Origin of the sequence: Enterobacter sp. 725m/11 (assembly GCF_011683705.1) — a bacterium.
In the GTDB taxonomy this organism is placed as follows: Bacteria; Pseudomonadota; Gammaproteobacteria; order Enterobacterales; family Enterobacteriaceae; genus Enterobacter; species Enterobacter bugandensis.
The window spans coordinates 1-15,489 of the sequence record NZ_JAAQOK010000056.1 but is presented as its reverse complement, the minus strand read 5'-3'; the positions used below and the strand labels follow the sequence as shown (position 1 = coordinate 15,489).

13 protein-coding genes and 1 pseudogene are annotated in these 15,489 nt (G+C 60.0%); 9 read left to right on the top strand and 5 right to left on the bottom strand.

Annotated features, from left to right (window positions below; translation table 11 throughout):
- Nucleotides 1–3 precede the first annotated feature (3 nt).
- The 5 genes from srlB to gutQ all read left to right on the top strand — a co-directional run bounded on the left by srlB (nucleotide 4) and on the right by gutQ (nucleotide 3,382).
- The gene (gene srlB, locus HBA26_RS19450) at nucleotides 4–366 is read left to right on the top strand and encodes a PTS glucitol/sorbitol transporter subunit IIA (RefSeq protein ID WP_045261263.1); all 363 of its coding nucleotides are present in this window, start codon (nucleotides 4–6) and stop codon (nucleotides 364–366) included.
- Between the two features lie 14 nt (nucleotides 367–380).
- On the top strand, nucleotides 381–1,160 hold the full coding sequence (srlD, locus tag HBA26_RS19445; protein ID WP_023294411.1) for a sorbitol-6-phosphate dehydrogenase: 780 nt from the start codon (nucleotides 381–383) through the stop codon (nucleotides 1,158–1,160).
- 67 nt (nucleotides 1,161–1,227) lie between these two features.
- Complete coding sequence (gutM, locus tag HBA26_RS19440; RefSeq protein ID WP_028014197.1) at nucleotides 1,228–1,587, top strand: transcriptional regulator GutM; 360 nt, start codon at nucleotides 1,228–1,230, stop codon at nucleotides 1,585–1,587.
- Nucleotides 1,588–1,650: 63 nt separating this feature from the next.
- A complete protein-coding gene (locus tag HBA26_RS19435) occupies nucleotides 1,651–2,424 on the top strand; it encodes a DNA-binding transcriptional repressor (protein WP_010434430.1) in 774 nt (257 codons plus the stop codon).
- Nucleotides 2,417–3,382, top strand: coding sequence for an arabinose-5-phosphate isomerase GutQ (gene gutQ, locus HBA26_RS19430; protein WP_028014199.1), 966 nt, complete (start codon nucleotides 2,417–2,419; stop codon nucleotides 3,380–3,382). Before HBA26_RS19435 ends, gutQ begins: the two co-directional genes overlap by 8 nt.
- Here gutQ and norR read toward each other — a convergent pair.
- Nucleotides 3,379–4,893, bottom strand: a complete 1,515-nt coding sequence (gene norR, locus HBA26_RS19425; protein ID WP_048960108.1) for a nitric oxide reductase transcriptional regulator NorR — start codon at nucleotides 4,891–4,893, stop codon at nucleotides 3,379–3,381. The genes gutQ and norR overlap by 4 nt on opposite strands.
- A 187-nt stretch (nucleotides 4,894–5,080) precedes the next feature.
- Between norR and norV the strand changes: the two genes are divergently transcribed.
- Together norV and norW are read left to right on the top strand one after the other, a co-directional pair.
- Nucleotides 5,081–6,523: an anaerobic nitric oxide reductase flavorubredoxin gene (norV, locus tag HBA26_RS19420; RefSeq protein WP_063437565.1), complete on the top strand. Its 1,443-nt coding sequence runs from the start codon at nucleotides 5,081–5,083 to the stop codon at nucleotides 6,521–6,523.
- Nucleotides 6,520–7,653 carry an NADH:flavorubredoxin reductase NorW gene (norW, locus tag HBA26_RS19415; protein ID WP_126344968.1) on the top strand — a complete coding sequence of 378 codons (1,134 nt, stop codon included), beginning with the start codon at nucleotides 6,520–6,522 and terminating at the stop codon, nucleotides 7,651–7,653. The genes norV and norW overlap by 4 nt, the downstream gene beginning before the upstream one ends.
- 90 nt (nucleotides 7,654–7,743) lie before the next feature.
- On the opposite strand, the gene HBA26_RS19410 is transcribed toward norW, so the two are convergent.
- From HBA26_RS19410 to HBA26_RS19395, 4 genes are all read right to left on the bottom strand, one after another.
- Nucleotides 7,744–8,766 carry a HoxN/HupN/NixA family nickel/cobalt transporter gene (locus HBA26_RS19410; RefSeq protein ID WP_045261259.1) on the bottom strand — a complete coding sequence of 341 codons (1,023 nt, stop codon included), beginning with the start codon at nucleotides 8,764–8,766 and terminating at the stop codon, nucleotides 7,744–7,746.
- Nucleotide 8,767: 1 nt separating this feature from the next.
- Nucleotides 8,768–10,984, bottom strand: a complete 2,217-nt coding sequence (gene hypF, locus HBA26_RS19405) for a carbamoyltransferase HypF (protein WP_049002023.1) — start codon at nucleotides 10,982–10,984, stop codon at nucleotides 8,768–8,770.
- Between the two features lie 6 nt (nucleotides 10,985–10,990).
- Complete coding sequence (hydN, locus tag HBA26_RS19400; protein ID WP_008499565.1) at nucleotides 10,991–11,536, bottom strand: electron transport protein HydN; 546 nt, start codon at nucleotides 11,534–11,536, stop codon at nucleotides 10,991–10,993.
- Nucleotides 11,537–11,669: 133 nt separating this feature from the next.
- Nucleotides 11,670–12,683, bottom strand: coding sequence for a LacI family DNA-binding transcriptional regulator (locus HBA26_RS19395; RefSeq protein ID WP_032644912.1), 1,014 nt, complete (start codon nucleotides 12,681–12,683; stop codon nucleotides 11,670–11,672).
- Nucleotides 12,684–12,896: 213 nt separating this feature from the next.
- Between HBA26_RS19395 and ascF the strand changes: the two genes are divergently transcribed.
- Nucleotides 12,897–14,348 (top strand): PTS cellobiose/arbutin/salicin transporter subunit IIBC, encoded by a 1,452-nt coding sequence (ascF, locus tag HBA26_RS19390; RefSeq protein WP_045261256.1) that lies wholly within the window; start codon nucleotides 12,897–12,899, stop codon nucleotides 14,346–14,348.
- Between the two features lie 18 nt (nucleotides 14,349–14,366).
- A pseudogene (gene ascB / locus HBA26_RS19385) lies at nucleotides 14,367–15,452 on the top strand (6-phospho-beta-glucosidase); the annotation flags it as partial.
- Nucleotides 15,453–15,489 lie beyond the last annotated feature (37 nt).

Sequence of the window (15,489 nt, the reverse complement as noted above, 5' to 3'; positions counted from 1 at the left end):
GCAATGAACGTCATTTACCAGACCACCATTACCCGCATCGGCCAGAGCGCAGCGGACGCGCTGAGCGACCAGATGCTGATCACCTTCCGCGAAGGCGCTCCGGCGGATATTGAAGAGTTTTGCTTTATCCACTGCCACGGCGAACTGAACGGCGAGCTGAAGGCCGGGAGCCAGCTGGAGCTGGGCGAGGCGCGCTATGCCGTGACCGCCGTCGGCGACGTGGCCGAGCAAAACCTGCGCGAGCTCGGCCACATCACCCTGCGCTTCGACGGCCAGCCGCAGGCGGAATACCCCGGTACGGTTCACGTGGATGGCCCGGTTCCGCAGGCTGTCACCCCAGGCTGCACGTTAAAATTTGTTGCGTAATTAAGGAGAGTCACATGAGTCAGGTTGCCGTTGTCATTGGTGGGGGACAAACCTTAGGCGAGTTCCTCTGCCGTGGGCTTGCCGCAGAGGGCTACCGCGTAGCGGTAGTGGACATTCAGAGTGAAAAAGCCGCCCGCGTGGCGGACACCATTAACACCGAGTTTGGCGAAGGGATGGCGTACGGGTTTGGTGCCGACGCCACCAGCGAGCAGAGCGTGATGGCGCTGGCCCGCGGCGTGGACGAGATTTTTGGGCGCACCGACCTGCTGGTCTACAGCGCGGGGATTGCGAAAGCGGCGTTTATCAGCGATTTCGAGCTGGGGGATTTTGACCGTTCGCTGCAGGTGAATCTGGTGGGCTATTTCCTTTGCGCCCGCGAGTTTTCCCGTCTGATGATCCGCGACGGCATTCAGGGGCGCATTATTCAGATCAACTCAAAATCCGGGAAAGTGGGCAGCAAGCACAACTCCGGGTACAGCGCGGCGAAGTTTGGCGGCGTGGGGCTGACGCAGTCTCTGGCGTTGGATCTGGCCGAATACGGGATTACCGTGCACTCGCTGATGCTGGGCAACCTGCTGAAATCGCCGATGTTCCAGTCCCTGCTGCCGCAGTACGCCACCAAGCTCGGCATCAAGGCTGAGGAAGTGGAGCAGTACTACATCGATAAAGTGCCGCTGAAGCGCGGGTGTGACTATCAGGACGTGCTGAACATGCTGCTGTTTTACGCCAGTCCGAAAGCGTCGTACTGCACCGGGCAGTCGATTAACGTGACCGGTGGGCAGGTGATGTTCTGATCGAGCGGCCTGATGCCCTCACCCTAACCCTCTCCCAAAGGGAGAGGGAACAAAACAAGGAGTCGATATGGTAACCGCACTCATCACCGTCGCCGCCCTCGCCTGGCTGTGCCAGATGGCGTTTGGCGGCTGGCAGATCCACCAGTTTAACCGCGCGTTTGATGCGCTGTGTCAGAAGGGCCGCGTCGGCGTCGGGCGTTCCGGCGGACGCTTTAAACCGCGCGTGGTCGTCGCCGTAGCACTGGACGAGCACGACCGGGTGTGCGATTCCCTCCTCATGCGTGGCATGACGGTATTTGCCCGTCCGGCCAAAATCCAGGCAATCAACGGCCTCTTGTTACAGGAATTGCAGCCTGATGTGATCTTTCCCCATGATCCACTCTGTCAGAATGCACTATCATTAGCGCTCAATCTGAAACATGGATAATTTCGTTGTGAAAGTTATAGACTTGCGAAATTATCATTTCGCAACCTAAGGAACGAAGCGCCTATGAAACCACGTCAGCGGCAGGCGGCCATTCTCGAGCATCTGCAAAAGCAGGGAAAATGCTCGGTAGAGGATCTGGCCCACTACTTTGACACCACCGGCACGACAATTCGCAAGGACCTGGTATTGCTCGAAAACTCTGGCGCCGTTATTCGCACCTACGGCGGCGTGGTGCTCAACAAGGACGAAGCGGACCCGCCAATCGATCACAAAACGCTGATCAATACCCACCAGAAAGCGCTGATTGCCGAAGCCGCCGTCAAATTTATCCAGGACGGCGATTCCATCATCCTCGACGCAGGCAGTACCGTCCTGCAGATGATCCCCCTGCTCAGCCGCTTTAACAACATCACGGTGATGACCAACAGCCTGCACATCGTCAACGCGCTGTCCGAGTTCGACAGCGAGCAGACCATCCTGATGCCCGGCGGCACCTTCCGCAAAAAATCGGCGTCCTTTCACGGCCAGCTGGCGGAGAATGCTTTCGACCACTTCAGCTTCGATAAACTGTTTATGGGCACCGACGGCATCGACCTGAACGCAGGCGTCACGACGTTTAACGAGGTGTTCAGCGTCAGCAAAGCCATGTGTAACGCCGCGCGGGAAGTGATTTTAATGGCCGACTCGTCGAAGTTTGGCCGCAAAAGCCCCAATATTGTCTGTAGCCTCGAAAGCGTTGATAAGCTGATTACCGACGCGGGTATCGATCCGGCGTTCAAAAAAGCGCTGGAAGAGAAAGGGATCGACGTGATCGTAACCGGAGAAAGAGATGAGTGATTTTCTGTTAGAAACGGGCCGCCAGACGCTGATGCTGGAGCTGCAGGAAGCCAGCCGCCTGCCGGAACGTCTGGGCGAGGATTTTGTCCGCGCCGCCAACACCATTATCCACTGCGAAGGCAAAGTGATTGTGGCGGGCATCGGTAAATCCGGCCATATCGGCAAGAAGATTGCCGCGACGCTCGCCAGCACCGGAACCCCGGCGTTCTTCGTGCATCCGGCAGAGGCGCTGCACGGCGATCTCGGGATGATCGAAAGCCGCGACGTGATGCTGTTTATCTCTTACTCCGGTTCGGCCAAAGAGCTGGATCTGATTATTCCGCGCCTGCAGGAAAAATCTGTCGCCCTGCTGGCGATGACCGGGAAACTTCACTCGCCGCTGGCGCTGGCCGCCAAAGCGACGCTGGATATTTCCGTTGAGCGTGAAGCCTGCCCGATGCACCTCGCCCCGACCTCCAGCACCGTTAACACCCTGATGATGGGCGATGCGCTGGCGATGGCGGTAATGCAGGCGCGCGGATTCAATGAGGAAGATTTTGCCCGTTCGCATCCGGCAGGTGCGCTCGGCGCGCGACTGCTCAACAAGGTTCACCATCTGATGCGCACCGACGATGCCATTCCGCAGGTCAAACTCGATACCAGCGTGATGGACGCGATGCTGGAGCTGAGCCGCACCGGTCTGGGGCTGGTGGCGGTATGCGATGACGGCGGAAACGTGAAGGGCGTGTTCACCGACGGCGACCTGCGCCGCTGGCTGGTGGGCGGCGGCAGGCTGGAAACAAACGTGTCTGACGCCATGACCAAAGGGGGGCTGACGCTCAACGCCGACAGCCGCGCCATTGAAGCCAAAGAGGTACTAATGAAGCGCAAAATCACCGCCGCACCGGTGGTGGACGAGCACGGCAGGCTGTGCGGCGCTATCAACCTGCAGGACTTCTACCAGGCCGGGATTATTTAACCCTTCAGCCCAAGTCGCTTCGCCAGCCGGTGCAGGTTGGCGACGTCCATCTCCAGCGCCCGCGCGCACGCCGCCCAGCTGCGGTTATTCTGCTCCAGCGCGCGGGTAATCATCTGACGCTGAAACTCTTCCGTCGCTTCGCGCAGGTTTTCGATTGCGCTCTCAGGCACTGCAGGCTTCACGGTCGGGGCATTTTCCTCATGCAGCGCAAAATGGCGCGCATGAATCACCACTTCATCCCCCGAGCGCGTCGCCCTCGCCAGCACCACCGCGCGGTGAATCGCATGTTCCAGCTCGCGCACGTTGCCCGGCCAGCCGTAGCTGAGCAGATGCGCTCTCGCCCCCGGGCTAAGCACCACGCGGGACAGCCCCATTTTGAGACGGCACTGTTCGCAGAAATAACCCGCCAGCAGCACCACGTCGTCTCCGCGCTCGCGCAGCGGCGGCACCGACAGCGGGAACACGCTCAGCCGATGGAACAGGTCGGCGCGGAACTGCCCGGCCAGCACCGCTTCGCGCAGATCCCGGTTGGTCGCAGCAAGGACCCGCACGTCCACCCGCAGGCTGCGGTCATCCCCCACGCGCTGAATGTCGCCGTACTGCAATACGCGCAGCAGCTTGGCCTGAAGTGAAAGGGAAAGCTCGCCAATCTCATCAAGAAACAGCGTGCCGTTATCGGCCATTTCAAACTTGCCGCTGCGGTTGCTGATGGCCCCGGTAAACGCCCCTTTGACGTGACCGAACAGCTCGCTCTCCGCCACGCTTTCCGGCAGCGCGGCGCAGTTGAGGTACACCAGCGGGTTGACCGCGCGCGGCGAAGCTTCGTGGATGGACTTGGCCACCAGCTCCTTACCGGTACCGGTCTCTCCGAAGATCAGCACGTTCAGATCGGACGCGGCAACAATCTCAATCTCTTTTTTGAGCTGCGCCATGCCGGGCGAAAGGCCGATCATCTCCGTATGCGCCACCTGCTCAAACGCCGCCGGGCTTCCGGGAAGAATATTCTGGCTCTCCAGCTGCTCTATCAGCAGCGCATTATTCAGCGCTCCGGCTGCCAGCGCCGCAATCAGGCGCAGTTCTTCGTCGCTGAAGGTGTCGAACTGGTCCGGCGACATGCCGTCGAGGGTTAATGCGCCAATCAGATTCTGCCCGGCGAACAGCGGCAGGCCAATACAGGCGTGCACCTTCAGGCTCTCCTGCCCCGGAATCAGACCGTCGTACGGATCGGGCAGATCGCTGTCTGCCGGGAAACGCACCACGTCGCCCGCGCGGGCGATGGTTTCCAGACGCGGGTGGCCCTCCAGCGTAAAGCGCCGCCCGAGTACGTCCTTCGCCAGGCCGTCGATAGCCAGCGGAATAAACTGCCGCCCTTCGTAACGCAGCAGCGCCGACGCATCGCAATCCAGCACGTGGCGCAGCGTGGAGATCAGGCGCTGAAAGCGGTCCTGATGGCCGATACCGGTTTGCAGCTCGATGGCGATCTTCGCCAGCACGTCTACGGAAAAGCTCATGTCTGCCTCACTGTCATTTTGACAATGCATAATGTCATATTGACTCTTTTTAGGATAGTCATAATGACTACTCATTACGGGCCATTAAATTACAACTTATTGAATATTAATAATTTAAAAAGTTGGCACGCAACTTGATATAAGCAAACCATCTTATTTAAAAACGCTGTATTAAGTTGAGGTTGCTATGTCTATTCTGGTTAAAAATAACATTCATTGGGTGGGTCAACGTGACTGGGAAGTGCGCGATTTCCACGGGACGGAATACAAAACGCTGCGCGGCAGCAGCTACAACAGCTATCTCATCCGCGAAGGTAAAAACGTCCTGATCGATACCGTCGATCACAAATTCAGCCGTGAGTTCGTGCAGAACCTGCGCGGTGAAATCGACCTGAATGACATCGACTACATCATCATCAACCATGCGGAAGAGGACCACGCCGGGGCGCTGACCGAGCTGATGTCCCACATTCCGGATACCCCAATCTACTGCACCACCAACGCCATTGATTCAATTAACGGCCACCACCATCATCCGGAGTGGAACTTCCACACCGTAAAAACCGGCGACACGCTGGATATCGGCAACGGCAAGCAGCTGATCTTCGTCGAAACCCCGATGCTGCACTGGCCGGACAGCATGATGACCTACATGACCGGCGACGCGGTGCTGTTCAGCAACGACGCCTTCGGCCAGCACTACTGCGACGAACGCCTGTTTAATGATGAAGTGGATCAGACCGAGCTGTTCGAACAGTGTCAGCGCTACTACGCCAACATCCTGACCCCGTTCAGCCGCCTGGTGACGCCTAAAATTACCGAAATCCTCGGCTTCAACCTGCCGGTGGAGATGATTGCCACCTCCCACGGCGTGGTGTGGCGTGAAAACCCCACCCAGATCGTCGAGCTGTATCTGAAGTGGGCCGCGGATTACCAGGAAGACCGCATCACTATCTTCTACGACACCATGTCCAACAACACCCGCATGATGGCGGACGCGATTGCCCAGGGGATCAATGAAGTTGACCCGAACGTGGCGGTGAAAATCTTCAACGTGGCGCGCAGCGATAAGAACGAGGTATTGACCAACGTCTTCCGCTCCAAGGGCGTGCTGGTGGGAACCTCCACCATGAATAACGTGATGATGCCGAAGATTGCCGGCCTGGTGGAAGAGATGACCGGCCTGCGCTTTCGTAACAAACGCGCCAGCGCCTTTGGTTCACACGGCTGGAGCGGCGGCGCGGTAGACCGTCTTTCCACCCGTTTACAGGATGCAGGTTTTGAGATGTCCATGAGCCTGAAGGCGAAATGGCGTCCGGATATCGACGCGCTGGAAATCTGCCGCCAGCATGGCCGCGACATCGCCCGTCAGTGGGCGCTCGCCCCGCTTCCTGAAGTCACCGCAAAACCTGCGGAACAGCCACAAACCTGTTCTGCGGCAGCCAGCGCCGATCTCGGTCCGCGCATGCAGTGCAGCGTCTGCCAGTGGATCTACGATCCTGAGCTTGGCGAACCGCTGCAGGATGTTGCCCCGGGCACGCCGTGGAGCGAGGTGCCGGACAACTTCCTCTGCCCGGAATGCTCCCTCGGCAAAGACGTCTTTGATGAACTGGCAACGGAGGCAAAATGAGCAACGGCATCGTTATCATCGGCTCTGGCTTTGCTGCCCGCCAGCTGGTGAAAAATATCCGCAAACAGGATGCAAACGTGCCGTTGACGCTGATCGCCGCCGACAGCATGGACGAGTACAACAAGCCTGATTTAAGCCACGTCATTAGCCAGAATCAGCGCGCCGATGACCTCACCCGCCAGACGGCGGGGGAGTTCGCAGAGCAGTTCAACCTGCGCCTGTTTCCGTACACCTGGGTCACCGATATCGATGCCGACGCCCACGTGGTAAAAGCGAAAGCGAAAACCTGGCAGTACGACAGGCTGGTGCTGGCGACCGGGGCATCTGCGTTTGTGCCGCCGGTTGAGGGCCGCGAGCTGATGATTACCCTCAACAGCCAGCAAGAGTATCAGGCCAGCGAAACCCGGCTACGCGATGCCGCCAGAGTGATGATTGTCGGCGGCGGGCTGATCGGCACCGAGCTGGCGATGGACTTCTGTCGGGCGGGAAAATCCGTGACCCTGGTTGACCACGCGGCGAGCATTCTGTCGGCGCTGATGCCGGCAGAAGTAAGCAGTCGCTTACAGCATCGTCTGACTGATATGGGCGTGCATCTGCTGCTGAAATCGCAGCTACAAAGCCTGAGCAAAACCGAAGGCGGTATCCGTGCCACGCTCGACCGAAGCCGCAGCGTAGAAGTGGATGCGGTGGTTGCCGCGACGGGCCTGCGCCCGGAAACCGCGCTGGCGCATCGCGCAGGGGCTGAAATAAACCGCGGCGTGAAGGTAAATAGCTACCTGCAAACCACGCGGCCGGATATTTATGCCCTGGGCGACTGCGCGGAAATTAACGGCCAGGTGCTGCCCTTCCTGCAGCCGATACAATTAAGCGCCATGTATCTGGCAAAAAACCTGCTCGGCGGCAGCGCGCCGCTGAAATTACCCGCCATGCTGGTAAAGGTCAAAACGCCGGAATTGCCGCTGCATCTTGCAGGTGAAACGCAGCGTCAGGATCTGAACTGGCAAATTACCCTCGAACCGCAGGGAATGGTGGCGCGCGGCACCGATGCTGACGGTCAGATACGCGCCTTTGTCGTCAGCGAAGACCGGATGAAGGAGGCCTTCGCCCTGCTGAAATCGCTGCCTGCTTAACCCTCGTATTGCCGGGTAGCGCTCCGCTTACCCGGCCTACATGCAGACCCGTGCAAGCGTAGCGCCGCCGGGTAAAACAGGGTTGGGAGTTCAGGAACGCACCACCAGCGCGTCGTAGCCGCGCCAGCGATAGTTGGCCATGGAAATGAGCCAGCAGGCAACGAACAGCCCGACAACCACAAACCCGGCGTTGCCCAGGTTGTCATTTACCGCGCCGATCAGATCCCAGATGCCGCCGCTGAGGGCAAATTTATCCATCAGCAGGCCCAGCGCTTCCAGCCCGCCGATAAACAGCGCCACCACCACGGAGGTGCCGGTGATGGTCATGTTGTAGTAGAGCTTGCGCTGCGGTTTATCAAACGCCCAGCCGTAGGCACCGACCATCAGCAGGTTATCGAGCGTATCCACCAGCGCCATGCCGCTGGCGAAGAGCGCCGGGAAGATCATGATTGACCACACGGACATCCCGCTGGAGGCGCTGGCGGCGGAGATCCCCAGCACGCCAATTTCGGTGGCCGTGTCGAAGCCGAGGCCAAACAGGAAACCCACCAGATACATCTGCCAGCTTTTATTGACGAGGCGGAAGGTTTTACCGAACAGCCAGTTCATAACGCCCCCCTGGGCAGGCAGCGTGACGTCACCCTGCACCGTCTGGCCCTTTTTCAGCGCCTGGAAACTGCGCCAGACGCCGCGCAGGATCACCATATTCACCAGCGCCATCGCCAGCAGGAAGGTGGCGGATACCGCAGTGCCAATCAGGCTGCCGGTTTCGTGGAACCATTCCATGTTTTTCTGAAACGCCGTGGCGGTGGCGGCGATGGCAATGGAGGCCAGCACCACGATGGTGGAGTGCCCCAGCGAGAACCACGCCCCCACCCCGCACGGGCGTTTGCCCTGCTGCATCATCTTACGCGTCACGGTATCAATGGCCGCGATGTGGTCGGCATCCACCGCATGGCGCAGCCCGTAGCACCACGCCAGCAGGCTGGCGGCCATCAGCGCCGTGCTGCCGCTAAAAGAGTGCCATGCCCATCCCCAGGCCAGCAGGTTTGCCATTACCAGAGCCAGCAGCAGAAGCGCGGCGCGAGGTTCGTTGCGTAACAGTCGTAACATTTTAAATCCTTTTTGAACATGACCGGGCAGCGGCAACCACCGCCTGCCCGAAGGAGATCGCTCCGTCACCTGCGGGCAGGCGCGAAGGAAAAAGAAGCGTAAAGTCAGAGAGATGATGACGCAGGCGCTCGCGCAGCAGGCGGTTGTGCAACACGCCGCCGCTGAAGCAGATTGTCGAAATCGATAAGCGTCGGGCATGGCGCGCGGCGAGCTGAGCCAGCCCTTTTGCCAGCGCGTCGTGAAACGCCCACGCGCGCTCGCAGGGCTCCGCCTGCCAGTTCAACCACTGCTGCCAGAACAGCGCAAGGTTATTCGCTTCCAGAATCACCGGATGGTCAACGCCCGCGCACTGCGATGCCAGCGCCTCCAGCCTGCACGCTGCCTCGCCTTCGTAGCGCTGCGCGTCAATGCCCAGCGCGCAGGCGACCGCGTCAAACAAACGACCGCAGGACGACGCCTGCGGCGCGTTGATGCCACGCTGGATCGCCGTTGCCAGCAGCGGCCAGCTGTGGCGCTGAACCGCTCGCGTTTCCGGGTAGCGTTGCCAGTCCGGGACAAACGCCAGGCAGTGGGCGAGCAGATTACGCCACGGCTGCTTTGCCGCCAGATCGCCGCCCGGCAGCGCCACGGCAGGCAGGCCGCCGAGCCGTTCGCAGTCGAGATAGTTCACCCGCAGGCACTCTCCTCCCCACAGCGCGCCGTTCTCGCCCATGCCGATCCCGTCCAGCGTCAGAGCGATAGCGTCTCCGCCGCCGAGTGGCCAGCCGTTCTCCGCCAGGCACGCCGCCGCGTGAGCGTGATGATGCAGCACGGTTTCGACGGGCAGCGCCTGCTCCTGCGCCCACCGGCGCGCGCGATACCCCGGATGGGCATCGCACACCAGCTTATCAGGCTGGAAAGCGTAGATGTCCTGCATCGTCGAGAGCGCGCTGCGCCACTGCGCCTCTACGCCCTCATCGCTCAGATCGCCAAAGTGCTGGCTCAGCACCGCCTGGTTGCCGCGCACCAGGCAGAAGGTGTTTTTCATCTCTGCACCGGTGCACAGCATGGCGGGGATATTCTCAAAACCCGCGGGCAACGTGACGGCATCGGGCACAAAACCCCGGGCACGACGCAGGATAGCGCCATCCCGATCCATCACCGAATCATCCATGCGCTGCAGGATGTCGCGGTTGTGCAGCAGGAAGCCGTCCGCGATGCCGCCGAGCTCCTCCAGCGCCTGCGCGTTGGTGACGGCAGGCGGCCTGCCGCAGAGGTTGCCGGAGGTCATCACCAGCGGGCGCCGGCAGTCCATCAGCAAAAGATGCTGGAGCGGGTTCGCGGGCAGCATCACGCCAACGCAGTCGAGCCCTGGGGCAATTTCCTCGGGAAACGCGGGAAGCGAAGCTTTCGGCGTCAGCACGATCGGTGCCGCGGGCGAGCGTAACAGCGTCTGTATCGTCTCCGGCAGATCGTCCGCATCCGGTAGCATCACCGCCAGCGGCTTCGTCGGGCGCTGCTTGCGTGCCCGCAGCGTCGCCACTGCCTGCGGGTTAAGCGCGTCGCAGACCAGATGAAATCCCCCCAGCCCTTTAACCGCCACGATCCCGCCGTTTTTCAGCCTCTTCACCGCCGCGTTTAAGGCCGATTCGCGAGTGGCAATAGTATCTCCGGCTCGCCATTCCAGCTGCGGCCCGCAGTCCGGACAAGCCACCGGCTGGGCGTGGAAGCGGCGGTCGGCCGGGTTGCGGTACTCGGTTTCGCACGGCGCGCAGAGCGGGAATGCGGCCATCGACGTGGCCGGACGGTCGTACGGCATGGCGCGGATAATGGTAAACCGAGGCCCGCAGTGGGTGCAGTTGATAAACGGGTAACGATAGCGGCGCTCGCGGGGATCGCGCATTTCAGTCAGACACGCCGGGCAGGTGGCGGCATCCGGCACGATTTGCGTATCCATCGCCCCGCGATCGCTGTGGCGGATGGTAAAGTCCTCAGGCATATCCGCCCAGGTGAACGGCTGCGTTTCAACGCGATCGATGCGCGCCAGCGGTGGGCAGTCCTGATGCAGCCTCGCGGTAAAGTCCCCCCCATTACCCGCGAGACGCACCAGGACACCCTCTCCGTCGTTGCAGACATCGCCCACAAGCTTCAGCCGGTGCGCCAACTGCCAGACGAAGGGCCGAAACCCCACGCCCTGCACTTTGCCGCGCACCCGAAGCAGTACGCCGTTAACGCTCATCGCAGCTTAAAACAGCAGCGATGACGAGGTGTCGAACGCCGCACGACGGCGTTTTTCTGCGCTCATCTGCTCAAGCTTGTCACGATCCACGCAGACCAGCGCGTGCGTCGGGCAGGCCTCCATACAGGCCGGGCCGGCTTCGCGGTGATAGCAAAGATCGCATTTATTAGCTTCGGCTTTCTCCGCCCGCACGCTCAGCCCCATGCCGCTGTTGCGCACCACCGGGCGGACAACCACCTCCATCGCGCCATACGGACACGCCACCACGCAGGTTTTGCAGCCGATGCAGCGCTCCTGCATCACGTGCACAAAGCCCTTCTCGCGCTTAATCGCCCCGTTCGGGCAGACGTTCGCGCACGGCGCATCTTCGCACTGGCGACAGATGGCGGCGGTGGAAATATTCACACCTTTAATGACGTGAATGCGCGGCAGGAAGGTATCGGGAGTGAGAGAGGCGCAATCCTGCTCCGCCTGGTGGGAAACCACGCACGCCACTTCACAGGTACGGCAACCAATGCACTTGCTGGCATCGGCCATTATAAAACGGTTCATCTGCTTCTCCGGCATAACTGTTATGCGCGAAGCTATTCATAAACCGTGCCAATATTTAACACACTGATTTTTAAGGATAATAAAAACGCAGCGTTTCTGTCATCGTCATTAGTGACGATGACAGATGTCGACGTCAGCGGTGCGGGCCATCGGTAACGGAGTCGCGCAGGACAAGCTCGCCAGAAAAGGTTTGCTGATATTTGAACTCTCCGCCGTCGAGCATGAAAATCAGGCGACTGACGATCTCCTGGATCATCGCCGTCACCGGAATACGGACGCTGGAGAGCGACGGCACGATGTAGGGCGCTATCGCCACGTCGTCAAAGCCGATGACGGACACCGCGTCCGGCGTGGCGACCCCGCTGTCGTGCAGCTGCTTGATGGCGCCGATCGCCATATCGTCGTTGCTCGCCACCAGCGCGGTAAACGGTTCGCCGCGGGAGAGGAGTTGAGTGACCGCCGCCGCGCCGCTGGCCGGGTTCCACTTCCCTTCGGCGATAAGCGCGTCACGCGCTGCAATACCGTGCTGCGCCAGCGCATCCCTGTAACCGGAAAGACGCTCAACCCCGGTGGGGGAATCCAGCGAACCGGTGATAAAGGCAATCTCCCGGTGCCCTTTCGCAATCAGCTGCGACACCGCGTCCTGACACGAGGCTTTATGATCGGACCAGACGCTGTGGCTGCTGTTTTTCCGCAGGCGGCGGTTAAGCACCATAATCGGCTGCTCGCATTTCTCGACGAGCTCGTCCAGCTCTTCCACGCTCAGAAAACGCGGGTAGATAATTACCGCATCGCAGCGCATATCCAGCAGATACTGGATCGCCTCGCGCTCTTCTTCGGCGCTGTGCTTGCCGTCGGCGAGGATCAGCTGCCGCCCTTTTTCTTCCGTCATCCGCGCGGCGTTAAACAGCAGCTCGCTAAAGTAGACGCCGTGATACAGGGTGTTGGTCACTACCAGCCCAAGCGTCTGGGTGCGTTTGGTCGCCAGATTTCGCGCCAGCAAGTTCGGGCGATAGCCGCTCTCTTCAATGGCCTGAAAAACCCGGTCTTTGGTCTCCTGGCTAACGTAGCCGTTGCCCGACAACACCCGGGAAACCGTCGCTTTCGACACGCCTGCCCGCTTCGCCACTTCCAGCATCGTGGTCATATTGTTCTTCCATCCGAAACTCATGCGGGCAGTGTACTGCACCGCGAAAAAATTGTCGCAGCGACGACGTCACGCTTTCTACACCCCACTGCGATCTTCATCACGAAAAGAAAAAATGTCCAAAAAGCGGTCTTGTTTCAACAAAAGAAACTCATGATGATTATGTGGAACCGGTTTCCTACATTTCACACAACGATAACAGGAACAGATCCGATGGCCAAAAACTACGCTGCGCTGGCAAACGACGTTATCAGCGCGCTGGGCGGCAAAGAGAATATCGTCGCCGTCACCCACTGCATGACGCGCCTGCGTTTCGTTCTGAAAGACGAAAATCTTACCGACGTTGCGCGCCTGAAAAGCATCAGCGGCGTGCTTGGCGTGGTGCGTAACGACAACCAGTGCCAGGTGATTATTGGCAACACGGTTTCACAGGCGTACCGCGAAGTAGTGAGCCTGCTGCCCGTTGACCTGCAGCCCGTGGTACCGGAAGGCCCGCAGAAGCTGACGTTACGCCGCATTGGCGCCGGGATCCTCGACGCGCTGATCGGCACCATGTCGCCGCTGATCCCGGCGATCATCGGAGGCTCGATGGTCAAGCTGCTGGCGATGATCCTCGAAATGACTGGCGTACTGGAAAAAGGCGCGCCGACGCTCACCATTTTGACGGTCATTGGCGACGGGGCGTTCTTCTTCCTGCCGCTGATGGTGGCGGCCTCGGCGGCGGTGAAGTTTAAAACCAACATGTCGCTGGCGATTGCCATCGCGGGCGTGCTGGTGCACCCGAGCTTTATCGAGCTGATGGCGAAAGCCGCGCAGGGCGAGCACGTTGAGTTCGCCTTTATTCCGGTGACGGCGGTGAAATACACCTATACCGTCATCCCGGCGCTGGTCATGACCTGGTGCCTGTCGTATATCGAACGCTGGGTGGATCGCATCACCCCGGCGGTGACCAAAAACTTCCTCAAGCCGATGCTGATCGTGCTGATTGCCGCCCCGCTCGCCATCGTGCTGATTGGCCCGCTGGGGATCTGGATCGGTAGCGCCATCTCCGCGCTGGTTTACACCATTCACGGCTACCTGGGCTGGCTCTCCGTCGCCATCATGGGCGCACTGTGGCCGCTGCTGGTGATGACCGGGATGCACCGCGTGTTTACGCCGACCATCATTCAGACCATTGCCGAAACGGGCAAAGAAGGAATGGTGATGCCGTCAGAAATCGGCGCCAACCTGTCGCTCGGCGGCTCGTCGCTGGCGGTGGCATGGAAAACGAAAAACCCGGAACTGCGCCAGACGGCGCTGGCCGCGGCGGCCTCCGCCATCATGGCGGGGATCTCTGAACCGGCCCTGTACGGCGTAGCGGTACGCCTGAAGCGTCCGCTGATTGCGAGCCTGATCAGCGGTTTTATCTGCGGCGCGGTGGCGGGTATGGCAGGCCTTGCCAGCCACTCGATGGCGGCGCCGGGGCTGTTTACCAGCGTGCAGTTCTTCGACCCGGCCAACCCGATGACCATCGTCTGGGTGTTTGGCGTAATGGGGCTGGCCGTGGTGCTGTCATTTGTTCTGACCCTGCTGTTAGGGTTTGAGGATATCCCGGTCGAAGACGAGGCTGAAAAAGCGCGCGCCCTGCAGACCGCACCGGTACAGAACAATGCAGCAAAAGCATAAATTGAAAGCGAGGTAAGAATGTCTGTTTTTCCACAAGGATTTTTATGGGGCGGCGCGCTTGCCGCCAACCAGAGTGAAGGTGCTTACCGTGAAGGCGGCAAAGGACTGACGACGGTCGATATGATCCCCCACGGCGCGCATCGCCTGGCGGTGAAGGTCGGTCAGGAAAAGCGTTTTTCGCTGCGTGAGGACGAGTTCTACCCGAGCCACGAGGCGATTGATTTTTACCATCGCTATAAAGAGGACATCGCCCTGATGGCGGAGATGGGCTTTACGGTGTTCCGCACCTCGATTGCCTGGAGCCGCCTCTACCCGAACGGCGACGAGCCGCTGCCGAATAAAGAGGGCATCGCCTTCTACCGCGCGGTGTTCGAGGAGTGTAAAAAGTACAACATTGAGCCGCTGGTAACGCTCTGCCACTTCGACGTGCCGATGCACCTGGTGACGGAGTACGGCTCCTGGCGCAACCGTAAGATGGTCGATTTCTTCGCCCGCTACGCCCGCACCTGCTTCGAGGAATTTAACGGGCTGGTGAAATACTGGCTGACCTTCAACGAAATCAACATCATGCTGCACAGCCCGTTCTCCGGCGCGGGGCTGGTGTTTGAGGAAGGTGAAAACGAAGATCAGGTGAAATACCAGGCCGCGCACCACGAGCTGGTGGCGAGCGCGCTGGCGACAAAAATCGCTCACGAGGTAAACCCGGAAAACCAGGTCGGCTGCATGCTGGCGGGCGGTAACTTCTACCCGTACTCCTGCAAGCCGGAAGACGTGTGGATGGCGCTGGAGAAAGACCGCGAGAACCTGTTCTTTATCGACGTGCAGGCGCGCGGCAGCTATCCGGCCTACTCCGCCCGCGTGTTCCGCGAGAAAGGCGTCGTGATTGTTAAAGACCCAGGCGATGACGAACTGCTGAAAAACACCGTCGATTTTGTCTCGTTCAGCTATTACGCCTCGCGCTGCGCCTCGGCGGACATGAACGCGGGCAACACCAGCGCGGCAAACATCGTGAAGTCCCTGCGTAACCCGCATATTCAGGTAAGCGAGTGGGGCTGGGGCATCGATCCGCTCGGCCTGCGTATCACCATGAACATGATGTACGACCTGTCTCTTATACACATCTGACGCTGACGACGACGGA

Coding starts and splice junctions, on each gene's coding strand:
- HBA26_RS19410 (WP_045261259.1), bottom strand. CDS start 8,766: ATGTTACGACTGTTACGCAACGAACCTCGCGCCGCGCTTCTGCTGCTG.
- srlB (WP_045261263.1), top strand. CDS start 4: ATGAACGTCATTTACCAGACCACCATTACCCGCATCGGCCAGAGCGCA.
- norV (WP_063437565.1), top strand. CDS start 5,081: ATGTCTATTCTGGTTAAAAATAACATTCATTGGGTGGGTCAACGTGAC.
- ascF (WP_045261256.1), top strand. CDS start 12,897: ATGGCCAAAAACTACGCTGCGCTGGCAAACGACGTTATCAGCGCGCTG.
- hydN (WP_008499565.1), bottom strand. CDS start 11,536: ATGAACCGTTTTATAATGGCCGATGCCAGCAAGTGCATTGGTTGCCGT.
- HBA26_RS19435 (WP_010434430.1), top strand. CDS start 1,651: ATGAAACCACGTCAGCGGCAGGCGGCCATTCTCGAGCATCTGCAAAAG.
- HBA26_RS19395 (WP_032644912.1), bottom strand. CDS start 12,683: ATGACCACGATGCTGGAAGTGGCGAAGCGGGCAGGCGTGTCGAAAGCG.
- norR (WP_048960108.1), bottom strand. CDS start 4,893: ATGAGCTTTTCCGTAGACGTGCTGGCGAAGATCGCCATCGAGCTGCAA.
- hypF (WP_049002023.1), bottom strand. CDS start 10,984: ATGAGCGTTAACGGCGTACTGCTTCGGGTGCGCGGCAAAGTGCAGGGC.
- gutM (WP_028014197.1), top strand. CDS start 1,228: ATGGTAACCGCACTCATCACCGTCGCCGCCCTCGCCTGGCTGTGCCAG.
- srlD (WP_023294411.1), top strand. CDS start 381: ATGAGTCAGGTTGCCGTTGTCATTGGTGGGGGACAAACCTTAGGCGAG.
- gutQ (WP_028014199.1), top strand. CDS start 2,417: ATGAGTGATTTTCTGTTAGAAACGGGCCGCCAGACGCTGATGCTGGAG.
- norW (WP_126344968.1), top strand. CDS start 6,520: ATGAGCAACGGCATCGTTATCATCGGCTCTGGCTTTGCTGCCCGCCAG.